This is a genomic window from Sphingosinicella sp. LHD-64 (genome assembly GCF_031157375.1).
Lineage (GTDB): Bacteria > Pseudomonadota > Alphaproteobacteria > Sphingomonadales > Sphingomonadaceae > Allosphingosinicella.
This window is the reverse complement of record NZ_JAVIFV010000003.1, coordinates 285,778-303,662: the sequence shown is the minus strand read 5'-3', so window position 1 is coordinate 303,662 and position 17,885 is coordinate 285,778. Positions and strand designations below refer to the sequence as shown.

At 68.4% G+C, this 17,885-nt stretch carries 25 protein-coding genes and 1 riboswitch; of the genes, 9 read left to right on the top strand and 16 right to left on the bottom strand.

Features of this window, described 5'->3' with window-relative positions:
• Nucleotides 1-9 precede the first annotated feature (9 nt).
• The 3 genes from RCO27_RS09475 to RCO27_RS09465 form a co-directional block, all read right to left on the bottom strand.
• Nucleotides 10-393, bottom strand: a complete 384-nt coding sequence (locus tag RCO27_RS09475) for an acyl-CoA thioesterase (RefSeq protein ID WP_309002429.1) — start codon at nucleotides 391-393, stop codon at nucleotides 10-12.
• Nucleotides 390-2,660, bottom strand: a complete 2,271-nt coding sequence (gene metE / locus RCO27_RS09470; RefSeq protein WP_309002428.1) for a 5-methyltetrahydropteroyltriglutamate--homocysteine S-methyltransferase — start codon at nucleotides 2,658-2,660, stop codon at nucleotides 390-392. Before metE ends, RCO27_RS09475 begins: the two co-directional genes overlap by 4 nt.
• 105 nt (nucleotides 2,661-2,765) lie before the next feature.
• Nucleotides 2,766-2,970: riboswitch (cobalamin riboswitch) on the bottom strand.
• A 126-nt stretch (nucleotides 2,971-3,096) separates the two neighbouring features.
• Nucleotides 3,097-3,492 (bottom strand): glycine zipper 2TM domain-containing protein, encoded by a 396-nt coding sequence (locus tag RCO27_RS09465; RefSeq protein WP_309002427.1) that lies wholly within the window; start codon nucleotides 3,490-3,492, stop codon nucleotides 3,097-3,099.
• Between the two features lie 162 nt (nucleotides 3,493-3,654).
• Here RCO27_RS09465 and RCO27_RS09460 point away from each other — a divergent pair, with 162 nt between their 5' ends.
• Nucleotides 3,655-4,653 carry an esterase-like activity of phytase family protein gene (locus RCO27_RS09460; RefSeq protein ID WP_309002426.1) on the top strand — a complete coding sequence of 333 codons (999 nt, stop codon included), beginning with the start codon at nucleotides 3,655-3,657 and terminating at the stop codon, nucleotides 4,651-4,653.
• A 3-nt stretch (nucleotides 4,654-4,656) separates the two neighbouring features.
• Here the strand turns inward: RCO27_RS09460 and rpmB are convergent, their stop codons facing one another.
• A complete protein-coding gene (rpmB, locus tag RCO27_RS09455; RefSeq protein WP_309002425.1) occupies nucleotides 4,657-4,944 on the bottom strand; it encodes a 50S ribosomal protein L28 in 288 nt (95 codons plus the stop codon).
• A gap of 178 nt (nucleotides 4,945-5,122) precedes the next feature.
• Between rpmB and RCO27_RS09450 the strand changes: the two genes are divergently transcribed.
• From RCO27_RS09450 to nth, 5 genes are read left to right on the top strand one after another with little or no spacing between them, the layout of a single operon-like run.
• Entirely contained in the window at nucleotides 5,123-5,353 is a 231-nt protein-coding gene (locus RCO27_RS09450; RefSeq protein ID WP_309002424.1) for a hypothetical protein, read from the top strand.
• Between the two features lie 38 nt (nucleotides 5,354-5,391).
• The gene (locus RCO27_RS09445) at nucleotides 5,392-5,844 is read left to right on the top strand and encodes a nucleoside deaminase (protein ID WP_309002423.1); all 453 of its coding nucleotides are present in this window, start codon (nucleotides 5,392-5,394) and stop codon (nucleotides 5,842-5,844) included.
• A gap of 51 nt (nucleotides 5,845-5,895) precedes the next feature.
• Nucleotides 5,896-7,218, top strand: coding sequence for a hemolysin family protein (locus RCO27_RS09440; RefSeq protein WP_309002422.1), 1,323 nt, complete (start codon nucleotides 5,896-5,898; stop codon nucleotides 7,216-7,218).
• A gap of 16 nt (nucleotides 7,219-7,234) precedes the next feature.
• Nucleotides 7,235-7,825 (top strand): SOS response-associated peptidase, encoded by a 591-nt coding sequence (locus tag RCO27_RS09435; protein WP_309002421.1) that lies wholly within the window; start codon nucleotides 7,235-7,237, stop codon nucleotides 7,823-7,825.
• Between the two features lie 38 nt (nucleotides 7,826-7,863).
• Nucleotides 7,864-8,547: a hypothetical protein gene (gene nth / locus RCO27_RS09430; protein ID WP_309002420.1), complete on the top strand. Its 684-nt coding sequence runs from the start codon at nucleotides 7,864-7,866 to the stop codon at nucleotides 8,545-8,547.
• Between the two features lie 13 nt (nucleotides 8,548-8,560).
• Here nth and RCO27_RS09425 read toward each other — a convergent pair whose 3' ends face one another.
• The 4 genes from RCO27_RS09425 to RCO27_RS09410 all read right to left on the bottom strand — a co-directional run bounded on the left by RCO27_RS09425 (nucleotide 8,561) and on the right by RCO27_RS09410 (nucleotide 10,586).
• Nucleotides 8,561-9,106 carry a JAB domain-containing protein gene (locus tag RCO27_RS09425; RefSeq protein WP_309003194.1) on the bottom strand — a complete coding sequence of 182 codons (546 nt, stop codon included), beginning with the start codon at nucleotides 9,104-9,106 and terminating at the stop codon, nucleotides 8,561-8,563.
• Nucleotides 9,103-9,594, bottom strand: a complete 492-nt coding sequence (locus tag RCO27_RS09420) for a hypothetical protein (RefSeq protein WP_309002419.1) — start codon at nucleotides 9,592-9,594, stop codon at nucleotides 9,103-9,105. The genes RCO27_RS09425 and RCO27_RS09420 overlap by 4 nt, the downstream gene beginning before the upstream one ends.
• A 48-nt stretch (nucleotides 9,595-9,642) precedes the next feature.
• Nucleotides 9,643-9,957, bottom strand: a complete 315-nt coding sequence (locus RCO27_RS09415; protein WP_309002418.1) for a hypothetical protein — start codon at nucleotides 9,955-9,957, stop codon at nucleotides 9,643-9,645.
• 92 nt (nucleotides 9,958-10,049) lie between these two features.
• The gene (locus RCO27_RS09410) at nucleotides 10,050-10,586 is read right to left on the bottom strand and encodes a helix-turn-helix transcriptional regulator (RefSeq protein ID WP_309002417.1); all 537 of its coding nucleotides are present in this window, start codon (nucleotides 10,584-10,586) and stop codon (nucleotides 10,050-10,052) included.
• A gap of 129 nt (nucleotides 10,587-10,715) precedes the next feature.
• Between RCO27_RS09410 and RCO27_RS09405 the strand changes: the two genes are divergently transcribed.
• Nucleotides 10,716-11,276, top strand: a complete 561-nt coding sequence (locus RCO27_RS09405; RefSeq protein WP_309002416.1) for a DUF484 family protein — start codon at nucleotides 10,716-10,718, stop codon at nucleotides 11,274-11,276.
• Entirely contained in the window at nucleotides 11,261-12,184 is a 924-nt protein-coding gene (locus RCO27_RS09400) for a tyrosine recombinase XerC (RefSeq protein WP_309002415.1), read from the top strand. The genes RCO27_RS09405 and RCO27_RS09400 overlap by 16 nt, the downstream gene beginning before the upstream one ends.
• A 2-nt stretch (nucleotides 12,185-12,186) precedes the next feature.
• On the opposite strand, the gene RCO27_RS09395 is transcribed toward RCO27_RS09400, so the two are convergent.
• The 8 genes from RCO27_RS09395 to rsmI form a co-directional block, all read right to left on the bottom strand.
• Nucleotides 12,187-12,582, bottom strand: coding sequence for a hypothetical protein (locus RCO27_RS09395; protein WP_309002414.1), 396 nt, complete (start codon nucleotides 12,580-12,582; stop codon nucleotides 12,187-12,189).
• Nucleotides 12,533-12,928 carry a hypothetical protein gene (locus RCO27_RS09390; RefSeq protein WP_309002413.1) on the bottom strand — a complete coding sequence of 132 codons (396 nt, stop codon included), beginning with the start codon at nucleotides 12,926-12,928 and terminating at the stop codon, nucleotides 12,533-12,535. The genes RCO27_RS09395 and RCO27_RS09390 overlap by 50 nt, the downstream gene beginning before the upstream one ends.
• Entirely contained in the window at nucleotides 12,925-13,380 is a 456-nt protein-coding gene (locus RCO27_RS09385; RefSeq protein WP_309002412.1) for a hypothetical protein, read from the bottom strand. The genes RCO27_RS09390 and RCO27_RS09385 overlap by 4 nt, the downstream gene beginning before the upstream one ends.
• 91 nt (nucleotides 13,381-13,471) lie before the next feature.
• Entirely contained in the window at nucleotides 13,472-14,101 is a 630-nt protein-coding gene (locus tag RCO27_RS09380) for a DedA family protein (protein ID WP_309002411.1), read from the bottom strand.
• A 4-nt stretch (nucleotides 14,102-14,105) separates the two neighbouring features.
• On the bottom strand, nucleotides 14,106-15,053 hold the full coding sequence (gene gshB / locus RCO27_RS09375; RefSeq protein ID WP_309002410.1) for a glutathione synthase: 948 nt from the start codon (nucleotides 15,051-15,053) through the stop codon (nucleotides 14,106-14,108).
• Between the two features lie 31 nt (nucleotides 15,054-15,084).
• Nucleotides 15,085-15,435, bottom strand: a complete 351-nt coding sequence (locus RCO27_RS09370; protein ID WP_309002409.1) for a YraN family protein — start codon at nucleotides 15,433-15,435, stop codon at nucleotides 15,085-15,087.
• Complete coding sequence (locus RCO27_RS09365) at nucleotides 15,432-15,812, bottom strand: hypothetical protein (RefSeq protein WP_309002408.1); 381 nt, start codon at nucleotides 15,810-15,812, stop codon at nucleotides 15,432-15,434. The genes RCO27_RS09370 and RCO27_RS09365 overlap by 4 nt, the downstream gene beginning before the upstream one ends.
• A complete protein-coding gene (gene rsmI / locus RCO27_RS09360; RefSeq protein WP_309002407.1) occupies nucleotides 15,809-16,651 on the bottom strand; it encodes a 16S rRNA (cytidine(1402)-2'-O)-methyltransferase in 843 nt (280 codons plus the stop codon). Before rsmI ends, RCO27_RS09365 begins: the two co-directional genes overlap by 4 nt.
• Nucleotides 16,652-16,664: 13 nt before the next feature.
• Between rsmI and RCO27_RS09355 the strand changes: the two genes are divergently transcribed.
• Nucleotides 16,665-17,867: a penicillin-binding protein activator gene (locus tag RCO27_RS09355; protein ID WP_309002406.1), complete on the top strand. Its 1,203-nt coding sequence runs from the start codon at nucleotides 16,665-16,667 to the stop codon at nucleotides 17,865-17,867.
• Nucleotides 17,868-17,885: the final 18 nt, after the last annotated feature.

Genomic DNA, 17,885 nt, shown 5'->3' with positions numbered 1-17,885 from the left:
AGTCGGGATTTAGAGCGGCCGCACCGGCCTCGGCCTCCGGTCCGGACCGATGGCGACGAAGCTGAAATGGGCTTTGGTCACCAGATAGGCCTCGTCCGAATGGCGGTCGCGGCGCCAGGTGTCGACCGCGACCGTCATCGACGTGCGCCCGACCTTCTCCAGCGTCGCGAACACCGACACCTCGTCGCCGACGAAGACCGGGCGGTGGAAGGTCATGGAGTCCACCGCGATCGTCACCGCCCGGCCGCCCGAATGGCGCGAGGCCACCGAGGAGGCGGCGAGGTCCATCTGCGCCATCAGCCAGCCGCCGAAAATGTCGCCATAGACGTTGGTGTCGGCGGGCACCGCAGTGACCCGGATGGCCGGGTCGCCCGCGGGCATCGTCTCGCTCATGCCGCGCTCTCGCGCAGCGCGCGGGCGGCCGCGACCATGTTGACCAGCGCCGGGCGCACTTCCTCCCACTTGCGGGTCTTGAGGCCACAATCGGGGTTCACCCAGAGCTGCTCGGGCGGCAGATGCCCGCGGGCGAGGCGGAGCAGCTGCGCCATCTCCTCGCTGTCCGGAATGCGTGGTGCGTGGATGTCGTAGACGCCCGGGCCGATCTCGTTGGGGTATTTGTAGTCGGCGAACGCCTCGATCAGCTCCATCTGCGAACGCGCCGTCTCGATCGAGATCACGTCGGCGTCCATCGCCCCGATCGACGGCAGGATGTCGTTGAATTCCGAATAGCACATATGGGTGTGGATCTGCGTCGCATCCTCGACGCCCGAAGCCGTCAGGCGGAAGCACTCGACCGCCCAGCCGAGATAATGCGCCCAGTCCCTGCGGCGGAGCGGCAGGCCCTCGCGCAGCGCCGCCTCGTCGATCTGGATGACCCTGGCGCCGGCCGCTTCGAGGTCGACGACCTCGTCGCGGATCGCGAGCGCGATCTGTCTGCAGCTCGCCTCGCGCGGTTGGTCGTCACGGACGAAGGACCAGTTGAGGATCGTGACCGGGCCGGTCAGCATGCCCTTCATCGGCCGCTCGGTCGCCCCCTGGGCGTAACGCCACCAGTCGACCGTCATCGCCGTCGGACGGGACACGTCGCCGTAGAGAATCGGCGGACGGACGCAGCGTGAGCCGTAGCTTTGCACCCAGGCGTTCCTGGTGAAGGCGAAGCCGGCAAGCTGCTCGCCGAAATACTGCACCATGTCGTTGCGCTCGAACTCGCCGTGGACGAGGACGTCGAGACCCACCTCCTCCTGCCAGCGGATCGCCTGCTCGGTCTCGGCGCGCAGGAAGCCTTCATATTCCCCGGCGTCGATGTCGCCGCGGTTGAAGCGGGCGCGGGCCGCGCGCACCGCCTCGGTCTGTGGAAAGGAGCCGATCGTGGTGGTCGGGAAGGCCGGCAGGTTGAGCTGCGCGCGCTGTGCAGACGTCCGCTCCGCATAAGGCGAGCGGCGCCGCGCCATGTCCGGGGTCACGGCGGCAAGACGCGCGGCAACGGCCGGATTGTGGATGCGCGGCGAGGTGCGGCGGTTGGCGGCGGCCTGCGACGAGGCGGCGAGCGCCCCGGCGACGATATGGCGGCCACCGTTCAGCGCGCGCTTGAGCGTCGCCAGCTCCTCGATCTTCTGGACGGCGAAGGCGAGCCATTGCGCGACTTCCGGATCGAGGCTCTTTTCGAGGCCGAGATCGACCGGGACGTGGAGAAGCGAGCAGGAGGGTGCGACGATGAAGTCGCGGCGGGCTGCCAGCGGCTCCAGCCGGTCGAGCAGCGTCTCGAGATCGGCGCGCCAGACATTGCGGCCGTCGACGACGCCCAGCGACAGCAGCATCTCCTTCGGGGCGGCGGCGAGCACGGTGTCGAGCTGTTCCGGGGCGCGGGCCAGATCGACATGCAGGCCCTCGACGGGAAGCGACGTCGCGAGGCCGAGATTGTCGTCGAGCGCACCGAAATAGGTGGCGAGCATGATCTTCGGCCCGCGCCGCGCGAAACGCGCATAGGCGCGGGTGAAGGCGGCCCGCTGCCGCCCGTCGAGGTCGAGGACGAGCGCCGGCTCGTCGATCTGCACCCATTGCGCTCCGGCGTCCCGCAACTTCTCGAGCAGTTCGCAATAGATGGCGAGCACGTCGTCGAGCCGGTCGAACGGGTCGACGTCGCGACCCTTGGCGAGGCTGAGCCAGGTGACGGGGCCAAGCAGCACCGGCCGGGTGTCGTAGCCGAGCGCCTTGGCCTCCAGATAGTCGTCCAGAGCCTTGGTCGACGAAAGCCTCAGTGCCTGTCCGGCGGCCAACTCCGGCACCATGTAGTGATAGTTGGTGTCGAACCACTTGGTCATTTCCTGGGCGATGTGGCCGCCCTCTCCCGGCGTGCCGCGCGCCATCGCGAAATAGGTGCCGAGACCGACGGCATCGCCCGTCCAGCCATAGCGCGCCGGAACCGCGCCGAGCATGGCGCTGGTGTCGAGGACATGGTCGTAGAAGGAGAAGTCTCCCGTCGGAATGTGGTCGGCACCGAGCGCATGCTGGCGCGCCCAGACGGCGGCGCGCAGACCCGCGGCGGCTTCGCACAGTTCGCCTTCGGTGATCTTTCCGGCCCAGAAGGATTCGAGCGCGAACTTGAGCTCGCGACGCGGGCCGATACGTGGGAAGCCCAAGGTGGCGACGGTGACGGTCATGTCTTCTACCCCGATTGGGGCGGGACGACCGGGTCGGACGCGGGCAGGAGCGCCACGGCGATGCCGGACGGTCCTGCAAGCGACCTGCCCGGGCACCCCGCCGGAAGGACGTTATCGCGCCGAGGCAGGTCTCCTGGCTCGCGGGTCACAGCGCCGGTCCGGCCTTCCCGACGGTAGAACCGCCAGTGACTCGATATGGACCGCCGCTCGCCGCTTACAGTTGCGGGGGCAGCGCCGGCTTCGCACCGGCTTCCCGTCTTAGCTCCGCCACGCTCGCACGAGGCGGAGAACCTCGACGCCCTAGAGAATGCGCGCTGCAAGGAGACCTGTCAAGGCAAATATAAAGACATGTTTATATCTGCAAATGAGAAGGGCCGGCCGCCCTTGCAGGCGACCGGCCCCGGTCCTCGATACGCAACGGGAGGACCACTTTGGTTCAGCGGCGGCAATCGCCCCGGTCGATCGCGTTGCCGGCGAGGGCGCCCGCCGCACCACCGATCAGCGCTCCGACGGTGCGGTCGCCGCGTCCTGCGACCTGGCTGCCGAGCAGGCCGCCGGCGATGGCGCCGATGATCGTGCCGGTCTCGCCACTGCAGCGACGGCCGTAATAATTGCCGTAGCGGCGGTCATAGTTGTACCGGCCCCCATAATAAGCGCGGTCGCGATAACGGTTGTTGTCGTAGCGCCGGTTGTCGTAGCGCCGATCATAGTCGCGATAGTCATAGCCGCGATTGTCGTAGTAACCGTAGCGGCCCTGGGCCTGCGCCGCGGCCGGAAGAGCGGTCAGCGCCGAAGCGGCGACCGCAGTGGAAAGAACGAGCGTCTTCAACATGGTCTCAAACTCCTCTGGTCCCGTCGGTTGCCGCGCCCCGATCGGCGCGGCGACCGCCTTCGACATGAGGGGCTTTTCGCATGATTCGGGTGAGACCGCCCTGAATGCACCTGACAGGACTCGTTCATAAAAGTGACGACTTTCCTGAACAAAAAGCGATCGGTGCCCAAGTCAGGCCGGCTGCTGTTTCTGCTCGCCGCCTTCTTCGCGCTGACCACGATCGTCGAGCCCGCGCCGCCGCCGCCGCGGGCGGCGCGAGTGGAGGGGAGGTTGACGGCAGAGCCGGTGGCACTCGACCCGGGTGATCCTGCCCGGGGCCGCGTCGGTGCACTGATCTATCGGCGCGGCTGGGTGCTGCGCAGCGACGCGCCGCGGTTCGGTGGCCTCTCGGCCATGCACGTCGAGAATGGCGCAGTAACAGCGATCAGCGACGTCGGCGACGTGCTAAGATTCCGGTTGCCGGGGACTGGAGATACCGGGCGGGTTGCGATCACGGCGCTGCCGGTGCCCTACGGCTCGCCGCTTCGAAAGCGGAATCGCGACACCGAGGCCGTGGCGGTGGCCGGCGGCGAGGCCTGGGTCAGCTTCGAGCGCAACAATCTGATCGCCCGCTACCGCCGCAGCGATTGGCGCCTCGAAGCCTTTCAGCGGCCGGAGGCCATGCGGCGCTGGGGAGGCAATTCCGGTGCCGAAGCCATGGTGCGGCTGCCTGACGGCCGCTTCATCCTGTTCGCGGAAGGCGGAGGGACCGCCAGCCGGGTGCTGCTATATGCGGGTGATCCCGCGATGGCCGGCACACGATCGGTGGAAGCGCGCTATCGTCGCCCCACCGGCTATCGGCCGACGGATGCGGCGCTGCTTCCCGACAGCCGCCTGATGATTCTCAACCGGCGGGTGGACTGGCCGGTGCGCCTCTCGGCCAAGCTGGTGATCGCGGACCTGCCAGCCTGGCGCGCCGGCGCCGTGATCGAAGGACGGGAGGTTGCGACGTTGGAAGCGCCGCTCACCGTCGACAATATGGAGGCGCTGAGTGTCGCGCGCGAGAATGGGCGAACCATCGTCCGCATCGCCTCCGACGACAATTTCATGCGCGTCCAGCGCACATTGCTGCTCGAGTTCGAGCTGCTTCCGGAAAGGGCGCCGCAACTGCGGCGCCAGTAGGCCCTAAGCGGCAACAGCCTTCTTGGCGATCTCGCGCTTCAGGCGGCGGGCCTTGAGGCTCAGCTTGTCGTCGCTGGCCTTGGCAAGCCAGTTGTCGAGGCCGCCGACATGTTCGACCGAGCGCAGGCCATGGGTCGACACGCGCAGCTTCACGCTGCGGCCGAGCGCGTCCGAGATCAGCGTCACGTTCTGCAGGTTCGGCAGGAATGTCCGCTTGGTCTTGTTGTTGGCGTGGGAAACGTTGTGCCCCACCTGACGGCCCTTGCCGGTCAGCTCGCAAATGCGCGACATGATCGAATCTCTTCTTCTGGAATCGGAGCCGTTTTGCCCCTGAAAGCTGGGCGCAGATAGAGGGGAGAGGGAGATTCGTCAACCGCTCTTGGGCGCGAAGATCGTTGCGGCCCGGCAACCAATCCGGCACCGCTTCGTTGCTAGGGCAATCCAGTTTGCCCGAAAAGGGGAGGAATCGATGCTTCGTACCCTGCTTCTCTTGATCGTTCTCGTCATCGTCATCTTCATCGCCCTGGTCATGACCGGCTTCGTCAACCTGCGCCAGGAGAGCAGCGGCGTCTCGGTCCAGACCAAGGACATCGAGGTCGGCACCACCCCGGCCAACGTCCAGCTGCCGACGGTGACGATCGAGAATCGCCAGGTCGAAGTGCCGAGTGTCACCCTGAGCGACGGCAACAGCGCGCAGTAAGTCTTTTCCGTCGGCTGCCTGGCGGGTAGCAGGCGGGCATGAGCTTCCCGCTGCCCCCGCCGATGCGCCTCGCCCTCGATGAGGCCGCCGCCGCGGCGCGCGAGGGCGAAGTACCTGTGGGCGCCGTGGTCATGCGGGGGACCGAGGTGATCACGACCTCGCGCAACCGGATGCGCGACGACAATGATCCGACCGCCCATGCCGAGATGGTCGCGCTCAGGGCTGCCGCCGCAGCGCTCGGCACTTCGCGGCTTGACGACTGCGACCTCTGGGTGACGCTGGAGCCGTGCGCGATGTGCACAGGGGCGATCATGCTGGCGCGGATCGGCCGGCTCTATTTCGCCGCGCCTGACCCCAAGGGCGGCGCGGTCCTGCATGGGCCGCGGCTGTTCGTGCAGCCGACCTGCCACCACGCTCCGGAGGTCTATTCGGGCATCGGCGAGGGCGAGGCCGGCGCGCTCCTGCGTGCCTTCTTCCGCGAGCGGCGCTGACGAGACGGTTGTCGAACCCGGAACATTAAGGCTAGAGGATAAGCGACGGCCATGCCCGCCCCCCTCGCACCCTTCCCCTGGATCGATGTCATCATCATCCTCTTCCTGGTGACGCTGAACGGCGTCTTCGCCATGTCGGAGCTCGCCATCGTCTCCTCGCGCCGGGCGCGACTGAGGGCGATGGCCAAGACCGGCCGCACCGGCGCACAGACCGCGCTCGATCTTGCCGCCGATCCCGGCCGGTTCCTCTCGACCGTGCAGATCGGCATCACGCTCATCGGAATCCTCGCCGGCGCCTATTCGGGCGCCAGCTTGGGCGGGCCGACCGGGCAGCGGCTCGAGCTGCTCGGCCTCCAACATGAAGCGGCGGAGAATCTTGGCTTCGCGCTGGTCATCGTGCTCACCACCTATGCGTCGCTGGTGATCGGCGAGCTGGTGCCCAAGCAATTCGCCTTGCGCTCGCCCGAGCCGATCGCGGTCCTCGTCGCGGTGCCGATGCTCTGGCTCTCGCGGATCACCGCGCCGTTCGTCTGGCTCCTCGACCGCACCACGGCGCTCGTCTTCCGCCTCGTCGGCCTCAACCGCGAATCGGCCGACCAGGTGACGGCGGAAGACCTCCACATGGTCGTCGCCGAGGCCGCGACGGCGGGCGTGCTCGAGGAGAGCGAGCGGCAGATCATCTCCGGCGTCGTCCGTCTCGCCGACCGGCCGACGCGCGAAGTGATGACGCCGCGCACCGAGGTCGCCTGGCTCGACGTCGACGCCGACGCCGAAGCAGTCCGCGCCGCGCTTCTGGCCTCGTCACACAGCCTTCTGCCGGTCGCCAAGGGCTCGGTCGACAAGTTGGTCGGCGTGGTTCAGGCGCGCGACATCCTGACCGCAGCACTCGAGGGCAGGCCGCTCGACCTGCGCGCGCTGATGCGCGACGCGCCGATCGTTCCCGACCAGATGGACGCGATGAACGCGCTCGTCGTGCTGCAGTCGGCCGAGGTGCCGATGGCCTTCGTCCATGACGAATATGGCCATTTCGAGGGGCTGGTGACGCCGTCCGATCTGCTCGTCGCGCTCGCCGGCGCCTTCGCTTCGGATCAGGAGGACACCGATCCGCCGCTGATCGAGCGCGACGACGGCAGCTGGTGGATCTCGGGCTCGGTCTCGGCCGATATGCTTGCCGACCGGCTCGGCCTCAGGCTCCCCGAGGACCGCGACTATGCGACCGCGGCGGGCTTCGCGCTCTCGGTGCTGAAGCACCTGCCGGAGGTGGGCGAGCGTTTTGGCTATGGCGGCTGGCGCTTCGAGATCGTCGACATGGACGGCCGCAAGATCGACAAGCTGCTCGCCTCGGAAGCACCGCGCGGCCGGCGCCCGCGCTAGGGGGTACACACCCCTTATGTGCAACGATTATCGCAGCCATGTCGATGTGCCGACGCTCGCCGACTTCTTCGACAGCGTGAACGTCCGGCTGCTTTACCCCGAGGGCATCCCGAATCTGGAGCCGCGCGACGATATCCGCATCACCGACCGGGGCCCGATCGTCCGCGCCGCAACCGACACGCCGGGCGCGGTCGAGCTGGTCCAGCGGCGCTGGAGCTGGCCGGGGCCGGGCGGCAAGCCGGTCTACAATTTCCGCTCGGAGGGGCGCGATTTTCCGCGCGGCCGCTGCCTGATCGTCGCCGACGGCTTCTACGAGTTCACCGCCCACAGCGACCCGAAATCGAAGCGCAAGCACAAATGGCTGTTCACCCTGACGGGCGAGCGCTGGTTCGGCATCGCCGGCCTGTGGCGGGCCGATCGGCAAGTCGGCGAGGCCTTCACCATGCTGACCTGCGCGCCCGGCCCGGACATTGCGCCCTATCACAATCGCCAGGCGGCCGTTCTCGCCCGAGCCGACTGGGTCCGCTGGCTCGATCCGGCGGTGCCGGCCAGTGAGGTGATCCGATCCTTGCCGGCGGGCAGGCTGGAGATCGAGCAGGTCAACTGAGCGTTGCGGATGTTCTGCTTTCGTTCTACCATCACTCCATGTTCGACTTCGAGTCGCGCGAGCTTGCCTTCTGGGATCATGCGCTGAGCCGCAGCTTCGGCCGCGTGATCGAGCCTCGGCGGCGCAAGCCGATCGGGCAGCTCGTCCGCTCGATGCTCGGCTGCCGCACCAGGGACGAGGTCGCCCTGCACGCCTATCACCGGCTCGGCCGCCGTTGGCCGAAAGCCAGGGATCTGGCGAGAGCCTCGCCGGCGGAGGTCGAGCGGGAAATCCGCGCGGTGACCTTTGCCGAAGCGAAGGCGGAGCACCTGCCGGCGGCGCTGGGCCGGATCGAAGCGGACTTTCCCGGATTCCGGCTCGACAGGCTGGCCGCATGGCCGGTCGAGGCGGCTCGCGCCGCGCTGGAGCGTTATCCCGGTGTCGGGCAGAAGGTCGCCGCGTCGACGCTGAATGCCAGTACTTTGCGGCGACCGATCTTCATCGTCGACAGCCATGTCCATCGCGTGATGATCCGGTTCGGCACCGTTTCCGATAATGCCACCGCCCGTGCCGCGAGCGAACTCGTCACGATCTCGGGCCATGCGCTCGGCGCGGACGGTATGTTCCAGCTGTTCCGGAACATGAAGCGGCTCGGCCAGACGATCTGCCGCTTCGAGGCGCCCGACTGCAGCACCTGTCCACTCGCCAGCCGGTGCAGGACGGCGGGGAAGCGCAGCATCTGAAAGGCTCGCTTACTTACGCAGCCTTGGAGGCCGGTGTGTCGAGCAGGCCCAGCATCCGGAAGCTCGCCCAGCCGGCGCGCGAGACGATGATGTGGTCGTGCAGGCAGATGCCGAGCAAGCTGGCCGCATCGGCAATCCGCCGGGTTGCCTCGATATCGCCCTTGCTCGGCTGGTGGCTGCCTGACGGGTGGTTGTGGACCAGGATGATGCCGGTCGCGCCGACCTCGAGCGCCCGCTTCACCACCTCGCGGGGATAGGCTGGCGCCTCGCCCACGGTGCCGTTCCAGACGAGATCGTCGTCGATCAGCTCGTTCTGGGAGCTGAGGAAGAGGACGCGGAAACGCTCGGTGATGAGATTGGCGGTGTCCGCCCGCAGATAGTCGAGCAGTTGCTTCGAAGTGGAGATGATTGGCCGGCCGGCGATCGGGAGGCGCAGGGCATGGAGCAGTGTCGCCTGGATCTGCGCGAGGAAACGCGCCGGCGCGGCGCCAATCACCCGCGCCCGATCGCTCGTGCCCGCCGCCAGCGCCGCCGGCAGGGAGCCGAACTCGGCGATCAGGGCGTCGGCCCAGGCGGATGCGTCGGCAGGCCAGGCGGGACGGAGGAGCGCGTCCAGGAGGGATCGGCACCGCTCAGCTTCAGCCGGCGATGGTGCCGCGCCGCCCCGATCACGATGATCAGCAGGATCGGGTAGGCCCAGAGTGCCTGGGTCACGGCATAGGCCCAGGCGACCACTTGGCTGCTCGCCAACACGAGCGTGTGGCTGAGCGTGCCGACGAGCTGCAGGCCGGCTACCCACAGCGGCCAGAACCTGTCTGCGAAAAGCGCGAGCGCGGCGAACGCGACGAATACGGCGACATCGACAAGGAACATTCCCACTTCAATGGAATGAAAGCGTACAGTGAGGCTGGCCGATGCGCTGAGCGTGGTGAGGATGGAGCCGACCACGACAATTCCCATCCCCACCCGCTCGGCGGCGCCCCCGCGCCAGAAGACGTACAGGCCGCACAGCGCCAGCACCGTCCAGTAGAAGAGCGGGGTCGTCATGCCTTGACCGAAGCACCCCCAGGGCGCCTCGGTCAAGGACGACCCCCTTCAGGCCGCAAGGCTGCGATCCTCCACCACCGTGAAGGCGGGCATTGGCGGTTTTTCGGTGCCGTCGCCGATGGCGACCGCGCCGAGCCCGACCTGCAGCTTCGTGCTCTGCAGTTGCTGATGCGTGTCGACGATATGGCGGCGGGCTCGCGCCAGCGCGGCGAAGGTTTCGGCGGCGCCGTCAAACGCCCCTTGGCCGACCACGGCCGAGAGATTCGCCGCGGCGCGCGCCGCGGGCATGATCGCATTGAGCTCGGCCGACCGCGCCAGCGCAAGATCGATCGCCTGCTCTACCGCGAACAGGCCCGCGGCCACCTTCTCTGCGGCTTCCCGACGTTGTTTGAGCATAAATACCCCCTCCCGCGCCCCATGGACGCGGCTCTCCAGTTGCCGATGTTCCGATGATTTCAGGGTGTCGTCCGGAGCCCCCGTACGACCTCCGCAATCTTGCCCGCCCCTTCGATCAGGCCGAAATAGGCGAGTGCCCCCAGGATCGCGATCGCCGCGATCCATGCCAGTCTTTGCCCCGAGCCTAGGTCATTTCGCGTTCCTCCTTTCGCGGCGAACGGCAATCTCAGCCTGGCGGCGCTGGGGGCGGTCACCTGAAAGGGAACCGGTTCTTCCCGCATCGCCTCGCCGAGCGCAGTTTCGGGCCGCTCTCCGATCGATGGGGTCAGTTTCTCCGGTTCATGCCCACGGGCAATGTCCGGCGGTTGGTATACCAACGGCTGGGCGACCGCTCCCTCCTGCTCGGCGAGCATGCGCGCGGCCTTGCGCCGATCGCTGACGCCCAGGGTGCGCATCGCCGCCTTGATATACTGATCGACCGTCCCCGGCTCGACGCCGAGCCGTGGCGCGATCTCCTTGGACGAGAGATGCGCATAGACGAGCCGCAGGCATTTGCGCTGCATCTCGGTCAGGCGGGTGATCCGATCGGGTTCCATCAGCCGCCTCTTGCCGGCGGAGAAATGAAGACTCGGTGCCCCTTGAACAGTGACCGAGTCGCGGACGTGGCGAGCCGGAATGTCATTTCGCCATCGCTTCTTAACCATATCCGGGCTAGGCTCAACCTCATGGGAAGGGTGATCAATTTCGAGGACCGGGCGGTTGCGACCCTGAGGGCGCGAATCGCGGCGGCGGAGGAGGCCAATCAGGACCTCATCGCCTTCGCGCGCGGTCATTCGGGCGCGGTCGCCTCGATTCACGCGGCGGTGCTCGCCGCGATCGAGGCCGAGGGGCTCGATCATCTGATCCATATCGTCACCCAGGAATGGCCGCACGTCCTGGGCCTCGATTCGGTCGCGGTCGCCTTGTGGGCGGGCGAGACCGGGGTGCGCGCGGATGCCTCGGGCCTCCAGTTCGTCGATCCGCGGCTGATCGAGCGTTCGGTCCGGGATTTCGATGGGGTGCTGCTGCGCGGGGTCGAACGGGGTCATCCTCTGTTCGGGCCGGCCTGCGAGTTGATCCGGGCCGAGGCGCTGATCCGGCTGGCCAGCGAGCCGCCCTTGCCGAGCGGCCTGCTGGCGCTCGGCCAGCGCGGGCCGCAATGTTTCGAAACGCCGCATGGCTCCGAATTGCTGCTCTTCCTCGGGCGGGTCCTGACCCGTTGCATGGGCCGGTGGTTGATTCCCTAGGCCTGCATCCGGCTTCGGCGCTGGCGCTGCGCTGGCACGATCATCTCTCGCGTGAACGGCGCCGGTCCGAGCACACGGTGCGTGCCTATGTAGCAACGGCGCATCGTCTGATCGCCTTTCTGAGCGAACATCTTGGCGGCAGCGTCGGGATCGACGCCCTGCTGAGGCTGCGGCCGACGGATCTGCGGGCCTATCTGACGCGGCGCCGGACGACGGGGCTGTCCAACGCTTCGGCAGCGCGGGAGTTGTCCGCAGTCCGGGGATTCCTGGCATTCGTCGCGGCGGAGCAGGGGCGCGAGGCGTCGCTGCCGCGGCTCCGGGGGCCGAAGAAGCCGCGCAGCGTGCCGCGGCCGATCTCGCCGGACGAGGCGGTATCGCTGGCGGAAGAAGCGGGCGAGGATGCCTCGTTGCCCTGGATCGCGGCGCGCGACGAGGCGGTGCTGATGTTGCTTTACGGCTCTGGCCTGCGCGTCGCCGAGGCATTGGGCCTCGCCGGCGCAGCCCTGCCACTGGGCGAAGCGCTCACCGTTACCGGCAAGCGCAACAAGACCCGGATCGTGCCATTGCTGCCGCAGGTCCGGGCGCTGATCGAGCGCTACCTTGCGCTTTGCCCCTGGCCGTTAGAGAGGGACCAGCCCCTGTTTCGCGGGGCCCGCGGTGGTCCGCTGCGGGGCGAAATCGTGCGGCGTGCCGTCCGCAAGGCGCGACGCTCATTGGGACTGTCGGAGCGAACGACGCCGCATGCATTGCGCCACAGCTTCGCGACCCACCTGCTCGGCCGTGGCGCGGACCTGCGCGCGCTGCAGGAGTTGCTCGGCCATGCCAGCCTGTCGTCGACCCAGATCTACACCGCGGTGGATGCAGCGCACCTGATGGACGTCTATCGACACGCCCATCCGCGCGCCTGACCCTATTCCACCGCCATCCTCAACAGCTCGATCTCGCGCTGGAGGCGCTGGATTTCGAGCTGGTAGACCTGCTGGCAGTCGATCCGCTGCGGACGGCGGCCGAGCGGGATGGTGACGCGGACGTAGGCGGTCGCCTCGCGGTCGCGGCTGTCGGTGACGAACTGGCGGGAGACGTCGTCGAGCGGGCTCGCGGCGCTGCCGGTGGCGCCGACGTCGAGATAGGCGCCGTTGCTGTTCATGCTCTGGCGGCATCGGGTCCCGCCGGACGTCTCGATCGAATCCTCGCCGCCCGGTCCGCTCGGCGGTGGCGGCAGGTAGATGCCGGTCGGCCCGGCCAGTGCCGCGGCGCTAGGCAGCAGGCAGGCGGCGAGCAGCGAGATGCGAGCAAACGCGTGCATGGATCAGTCCCTCGCTCGGTTCGGCACGTTCGGCGCAGACGCGGAACGCGTAGGTCTCCCCGGCCGCGAGATCATCGGCGATCACCAGCAGGCGGCGGTTGGCGTTCCCGCCGAGCGTCGTCTCGCCCGGGAAGATCGTGACCCTCGGCTGGGCGGTTTCATCCCTTTCGCCGACGGCATAGGCCCGGAAGGCCGTCGCGGTCGGATAGGGATTGATGAGAGTCAGGTAGAACGCCTTGCGCGGCCCGTCGGTGATGCCCGACTTGGCGAGCGGGCCGAGCCCGACTCCGGCGGCGGGCGCTGTGGCGAGCGCCAGCGCCAGGACCGCGAGACCGAGATGCCTCATTGCTGGCATGTCGCCGTCGTCCGCACGGCATAGCTGCCGGCCTTGAAGCCCTCGCTGCTCAGGATGCGGCCGTTGATGGTGAAGGTGTCGAGCAGCGTGACGGCCGAGCTCGACGAGGCCGCGCTGGTATAGGCCTGGTTCGAGCCGCCGAGCGAGGTGTAGCGGATCTGCGCCTGGGCGGTCGGCGAGAAGCCGGCCGGTGCATCGATGGCGGGGGCGGTGAAGGTGATCGTCGGCACCGTGCCGATCGCGACGACGGTCATGGTGGCGGCGAGACCGCCGACCTGCTCGGACCCGTAGACGCCCGCGTCGCTCGATAGGGCGAGCTGGCCCGGTGTCGCGAGCGACAGGACGCAGCTCGACAGCAGGGTGCCGGTCAGCCGGATCTCGACGGCATCGGCGGGCGCGGCGAGCGCGAGCAGCGGGAGAGCGATCAGGATCTTGCGGTGCATGTCCGGTCCTCCTCGGTGAGGGGATCCGGATACGGCCAAGCGGGCAAGAATTGGTTAATGACCGGAAGTAAAATCCAGATATTTCAACTGTTTAATCCGCTACGGAGTCCGATCCGGAGCTTTCATGCCGGCGTGTCCAGGTGACCTGCCGCCAGATGTAGAAAAGGACGATCGCGACGACGATGACGGTGGAGACCGGACCGATGATCCGCTCGATCTTCTCGAACTGCGATCCGAGCGCATAGCCCGCGGCCGCCAGCAGTCCGCTCCAGACCGCAGTCCCCAGCGTCGACCACGCAAGGAAGCGCAGCAGCTTCATCTTGGTGAGGCCGGCAGGCACCGAGACGAAGGTCCGGAAGTTCGGGGTCAATCGCGCGAAGAAGACGATCGCGCCGCCATAGCGACGGAAGCCGCGGCGGACCTTCTCGACATCGCCCCAGTCGAGTGTCAGCCAGCGTCCGTACCGGTCGATGAAGCGCTTGAAGCGCTCCAGCCCGATCCGCCGCGCGAACCCGTACCAGACGAGATTGCCGGCCATCGCGCCGGCGGTGCCGCTGGCGATCACGCCGGGCAGGGTCATCGGCCCGTGCGCGGCGCGAACCCCCGCGATCGGCATGATCACTTCCGACGGAATCGGCGGGAAGACCGTCTCCAGCATCATCAGCAGGAAGACGCCGAAGTAACCGGTCGCGTCGATCAGGCGGAAGGCCCAGTCGGTCATGCGCTCAGGCGAGCTTCGATTCGACTGCGTCCCAGATGCGCGCCGGCGTGTCGGTGCCGTTGAACTGATCGATCGCGACGATGCCGGTGGGCGATGTGACGTTGATCTCGGTGAGCCACTCGCCGCCGATTACGTCGATGCCGACGAAGAACAGGCCGCGCGCCTTGAGCTCCGGCGCGAGCGCGGCGCAGATTTCCTCCTCGCGCGGGGTCAGCTCGGTCTTCGCTGCCTTGCCGCCGACCGCGAGATTGGAGCGGATCTCGCCCGCGCCCGGAATGCGGTTGACCGCCCCGACCACCTCGCCGTCGACGAAGACGATCCTTTTGTCGCCCTCCGCCACGCTCGGCAGGAAGGCCTGGAGCATGTGCGGCTCGCGATAGGCAGTATTGAACACCTCCATCAGCGAGGCGAGATTCTGTCCGTCGCGGCCGATCTTGAAGACGGCCTTGCCGCCATTGCCGTGCAGCGGCTTCACCACGATCTCGCCATGCCGCTCGAGGAATTCGCGCGCGACGCCGAGCGAACGGGTGACCGCGGTCGGCGGCATGAAGCGGGCGTAGTCCAGCACCCACACCTTTTCCGGGGCGTTGCGGACGCTGGCCGGATCGTTGATCACCAGCGTCTCGCCCTGGATGCGCTCGAGCAGATGGGTGGCGGTGATGTAGCCGAGGTCGAAGGGCGGGTCCTGGCGCATCAGCACCACGTCGGTGTCGCGGCCGAGATCGAGGATTTCGGGTTCGCCGAAGGAGAAGTGGTTGCCGGCGACGGGCTGCACGGTGACGGGATAGCCCATCGTCCACAGCCGCCCGTCGACCCAGCTCAGCGCATCGGCGGTATAGTGCCACAATTTGTGCCCGCGCGCCTGCGCGCCGAGCATGATGGCGAAGGTCGAATCCCCCGCGATGTTGATACCTTCGAGCGGGTCCATCTGGACGGCGACGCGCAATGTCATGGCGCCCAATTAGAGAGCCACACCCCCGCTGTCACCCGTGCCAGACATTTTCGAGATGGCGGGGCCAGCGGCGCGGCACCACGAAGACCGCGTCGATGCGCACGTCGTCACCCGGTTTCACATAACGCGCGGCAAGCGCCTCGGCGGCGCGGGCAACGCGTTTGAGGCGCCAGTCGTCGAGCGCGAGCTCGGCGCCGGCATTGGTTGCACGCGCCTTGACCTCGATGAAGGCGACGATGCGGCCGCGACGGGCGATCAGATCGACCTCGCCGACGGGCGTGCGGACGCGGCGGGCGAGGATGCGCCAGCCTTTGAGCCTGAGGCACCAGGCGGCGAGCGTCTCGGCCCGCCGGCCGCCGCGCTCGGCCGCCCGGCGGCTCATTCCGGGCAGCGCCGGAAGCGTGTCTGGGCGCCGTCCGCATAGGTCTTGACGAAGGCGCCGTCGCCGTCGCGGGCGATCCGCGAGACGTAGGGCCGGCCGATCTCGGGCGTGCCCTCGTCGCCCGCGCCTGTGGCCTCGGTCGCCGTTTCGGTCAGGCGGTCACCGTCGAGCCGCCAGGTGCCCCGTTCCTCGAAAATCTCGTAGCGTCCGCCGGCGAGGTAGCGGATCGGCAGGCCGCTGGCGCAGGCGAGCGGATATTCGACGCCCTCCTCCATGCCGATCCACAGGCCGGAGAGCCACGGAGTCGACGATGGCCCCGAAGTGGTCGCGCAGCCGGCAAGCAACAGGGCGGGGATAACCAGGAGGGCCACTCTCATTGTGATTGCTCCTTCAGGTCCAATGCACGGGCATAGACGTCGCGACGTGGCAGGCCGAGCGCCTGGGCCACCTCGGCGGCGGCCCGCGAGGCGGAGAGGCGGGTCATCGCGTCGGCAAGCGCGGCATCGACCGTGTCGGCATCGGCCGCAGGCGCTTCGCCCGGCGGCCCGACGACGATCACGATCTCACCCTTGGGCGGCGCGACGGCATAGCGTGCGGCGAGTTCGGCAAGAGTGCCGGTGACGGCCTCCTCGAAGGCCTTGGTGATCTCGCGCGCGACCGCGGCATCGCGATCGCCGAGCCCGTCGCGTAGCGCGGCAAGCGCGGCGCCGAGACGCGGCCCGCTTTCGTAGAAGACGAGCGTGCCCCTGAACTCGGCCGCCTCGGCGATCGCGGACGCTCGGGCGCCACCCTTGGCAGGCAGGAACCCGAAGAAGGCGAAGTGGTCGGTCGGCAGACCCGCCAAAGTCAGCGCGGCGATGACGGCGCTGGGGCCGGGGATGGTAGTGACGGTCACGCCCGCGGCCCGCGCGTCGCGCACCAGCTTGTAGCCGGGATCGGAGATGAGCGGCGTGCCCGCATCGCTGACCAGCGCCACCGCTCCCGTCGCCATCCGCGCGATCAGGCCGGGCCGGACCTTGTCGGCATTGTGATCGTGATAGGGCGTCATCGGCCGCTTCACGCCGATATGGTTGAGCAGCTTGCCGGTCACCCGGCTGTCCTCGACCGCGATCAGATCGGCGCGGGCCAGCACCGCCGCGGCGCGCGGCGAAAGATCGGAAAGATTGCCGATCGGGGTCGCAACGATATAGAGGCCGGGTTCGAGTGGGTCGTCCATCAGGAGTAACGTCATGGCATCGCTGTCGCTCAGCCCGCAAGCATGTCCTGAACAGGATCGAAAGGCCGTGCTGTCGCTGGCGCGGCTCCTGTTGCTCCTTCTCCTGGCTGTGGTGATCGCGGGCTGCGTGCCGCGCAGCCGCCCGGCGCCGCCGCCCGAGCCGGAAGGGCCGATCGAGCAGCCGGAAGGGCCGTCGCGCCTGCCGCCGGACGAGACGCGCAATCGCGTCGCCGTGCTGGTGCCGCTTTCCGGGCCGAATGCCGGCCTCGGCCAGTCGATCCTCAACGCTGCCAATCTCGCCCTGCTCGACACCGGCGGCCAGCGCATCCGCATCACCGCTTATGATACCGCCCGGGGCGCCCAGGCCGCGGCCAACGAGGCGATCGAGGACGGCAGCGGCCTCTTCCTCGGCCCGCTGCTCGCCGGGGACGTGCGCGCGGTGACGGCGATCGCGGCGCGCGAGCGGGTGCCGGTCCTCGCCTTCTCGAACGACGTCAGCATCGCCAGCGATGGCGTCTATGTGCTGGGCTTCAACCCCGGGCAGTCGGTCGAGCGCGTCGTCGCTTATGCGCGTTCGCGCGGCGCGCAGCGTTTCGCCGCGCTGGTGCCGACCGGCGTCTATGGCCAGCGCACGGGTCAGGCCCTGACGCGGGCGGTCGAAACCGCCGGGGGAACGCTGGTCGGCATGGAGAGCTACGAGCGCGGCACCGCCAGCCTCCGCACCGCGGCGAACCGGCTGACGGCGCGGGGCCGCGCCGATGCCGTGCTGATCGCGGACGGATCGCAGGTCGCGCTGGCGGCGATTCCGATCGTCCGCCAGTCCTCGCCGCAGCCGCGCATCCTCGGCACCGAGCTGTGGGCGACCGACGCCAATCTCGGCAGCAACGTCGCGCTGCGCGGGTCCTGGTTCGCCGCACCCTCCGACGGCAATTTTGGCGCCTTCAGCCGGCGCTACCGGGCGCGCTACAACGCGAACCCGTTCCGGCTCGCGAGCCTCGGCTATGATGCGGTGCTGCTCACCGTCCGGATCGCCGAAAACTGGCCGATCGGCCGCCGCTTTCCGGCGCGCACCCTTCGCGAATCCACCGGCTTCGCCGGCGTCGACGGCGCCTTCCGCTTCGGCCGCGACAATGTCGCGGAGCGGGCACTGGAAGTGCGTGAGGTTGGCGCAAGCGGCGTAGGCGTCGTTTCGCCCGCACCCCGCGGGTTCGAGTAAGAAGGACGGGATCGATGT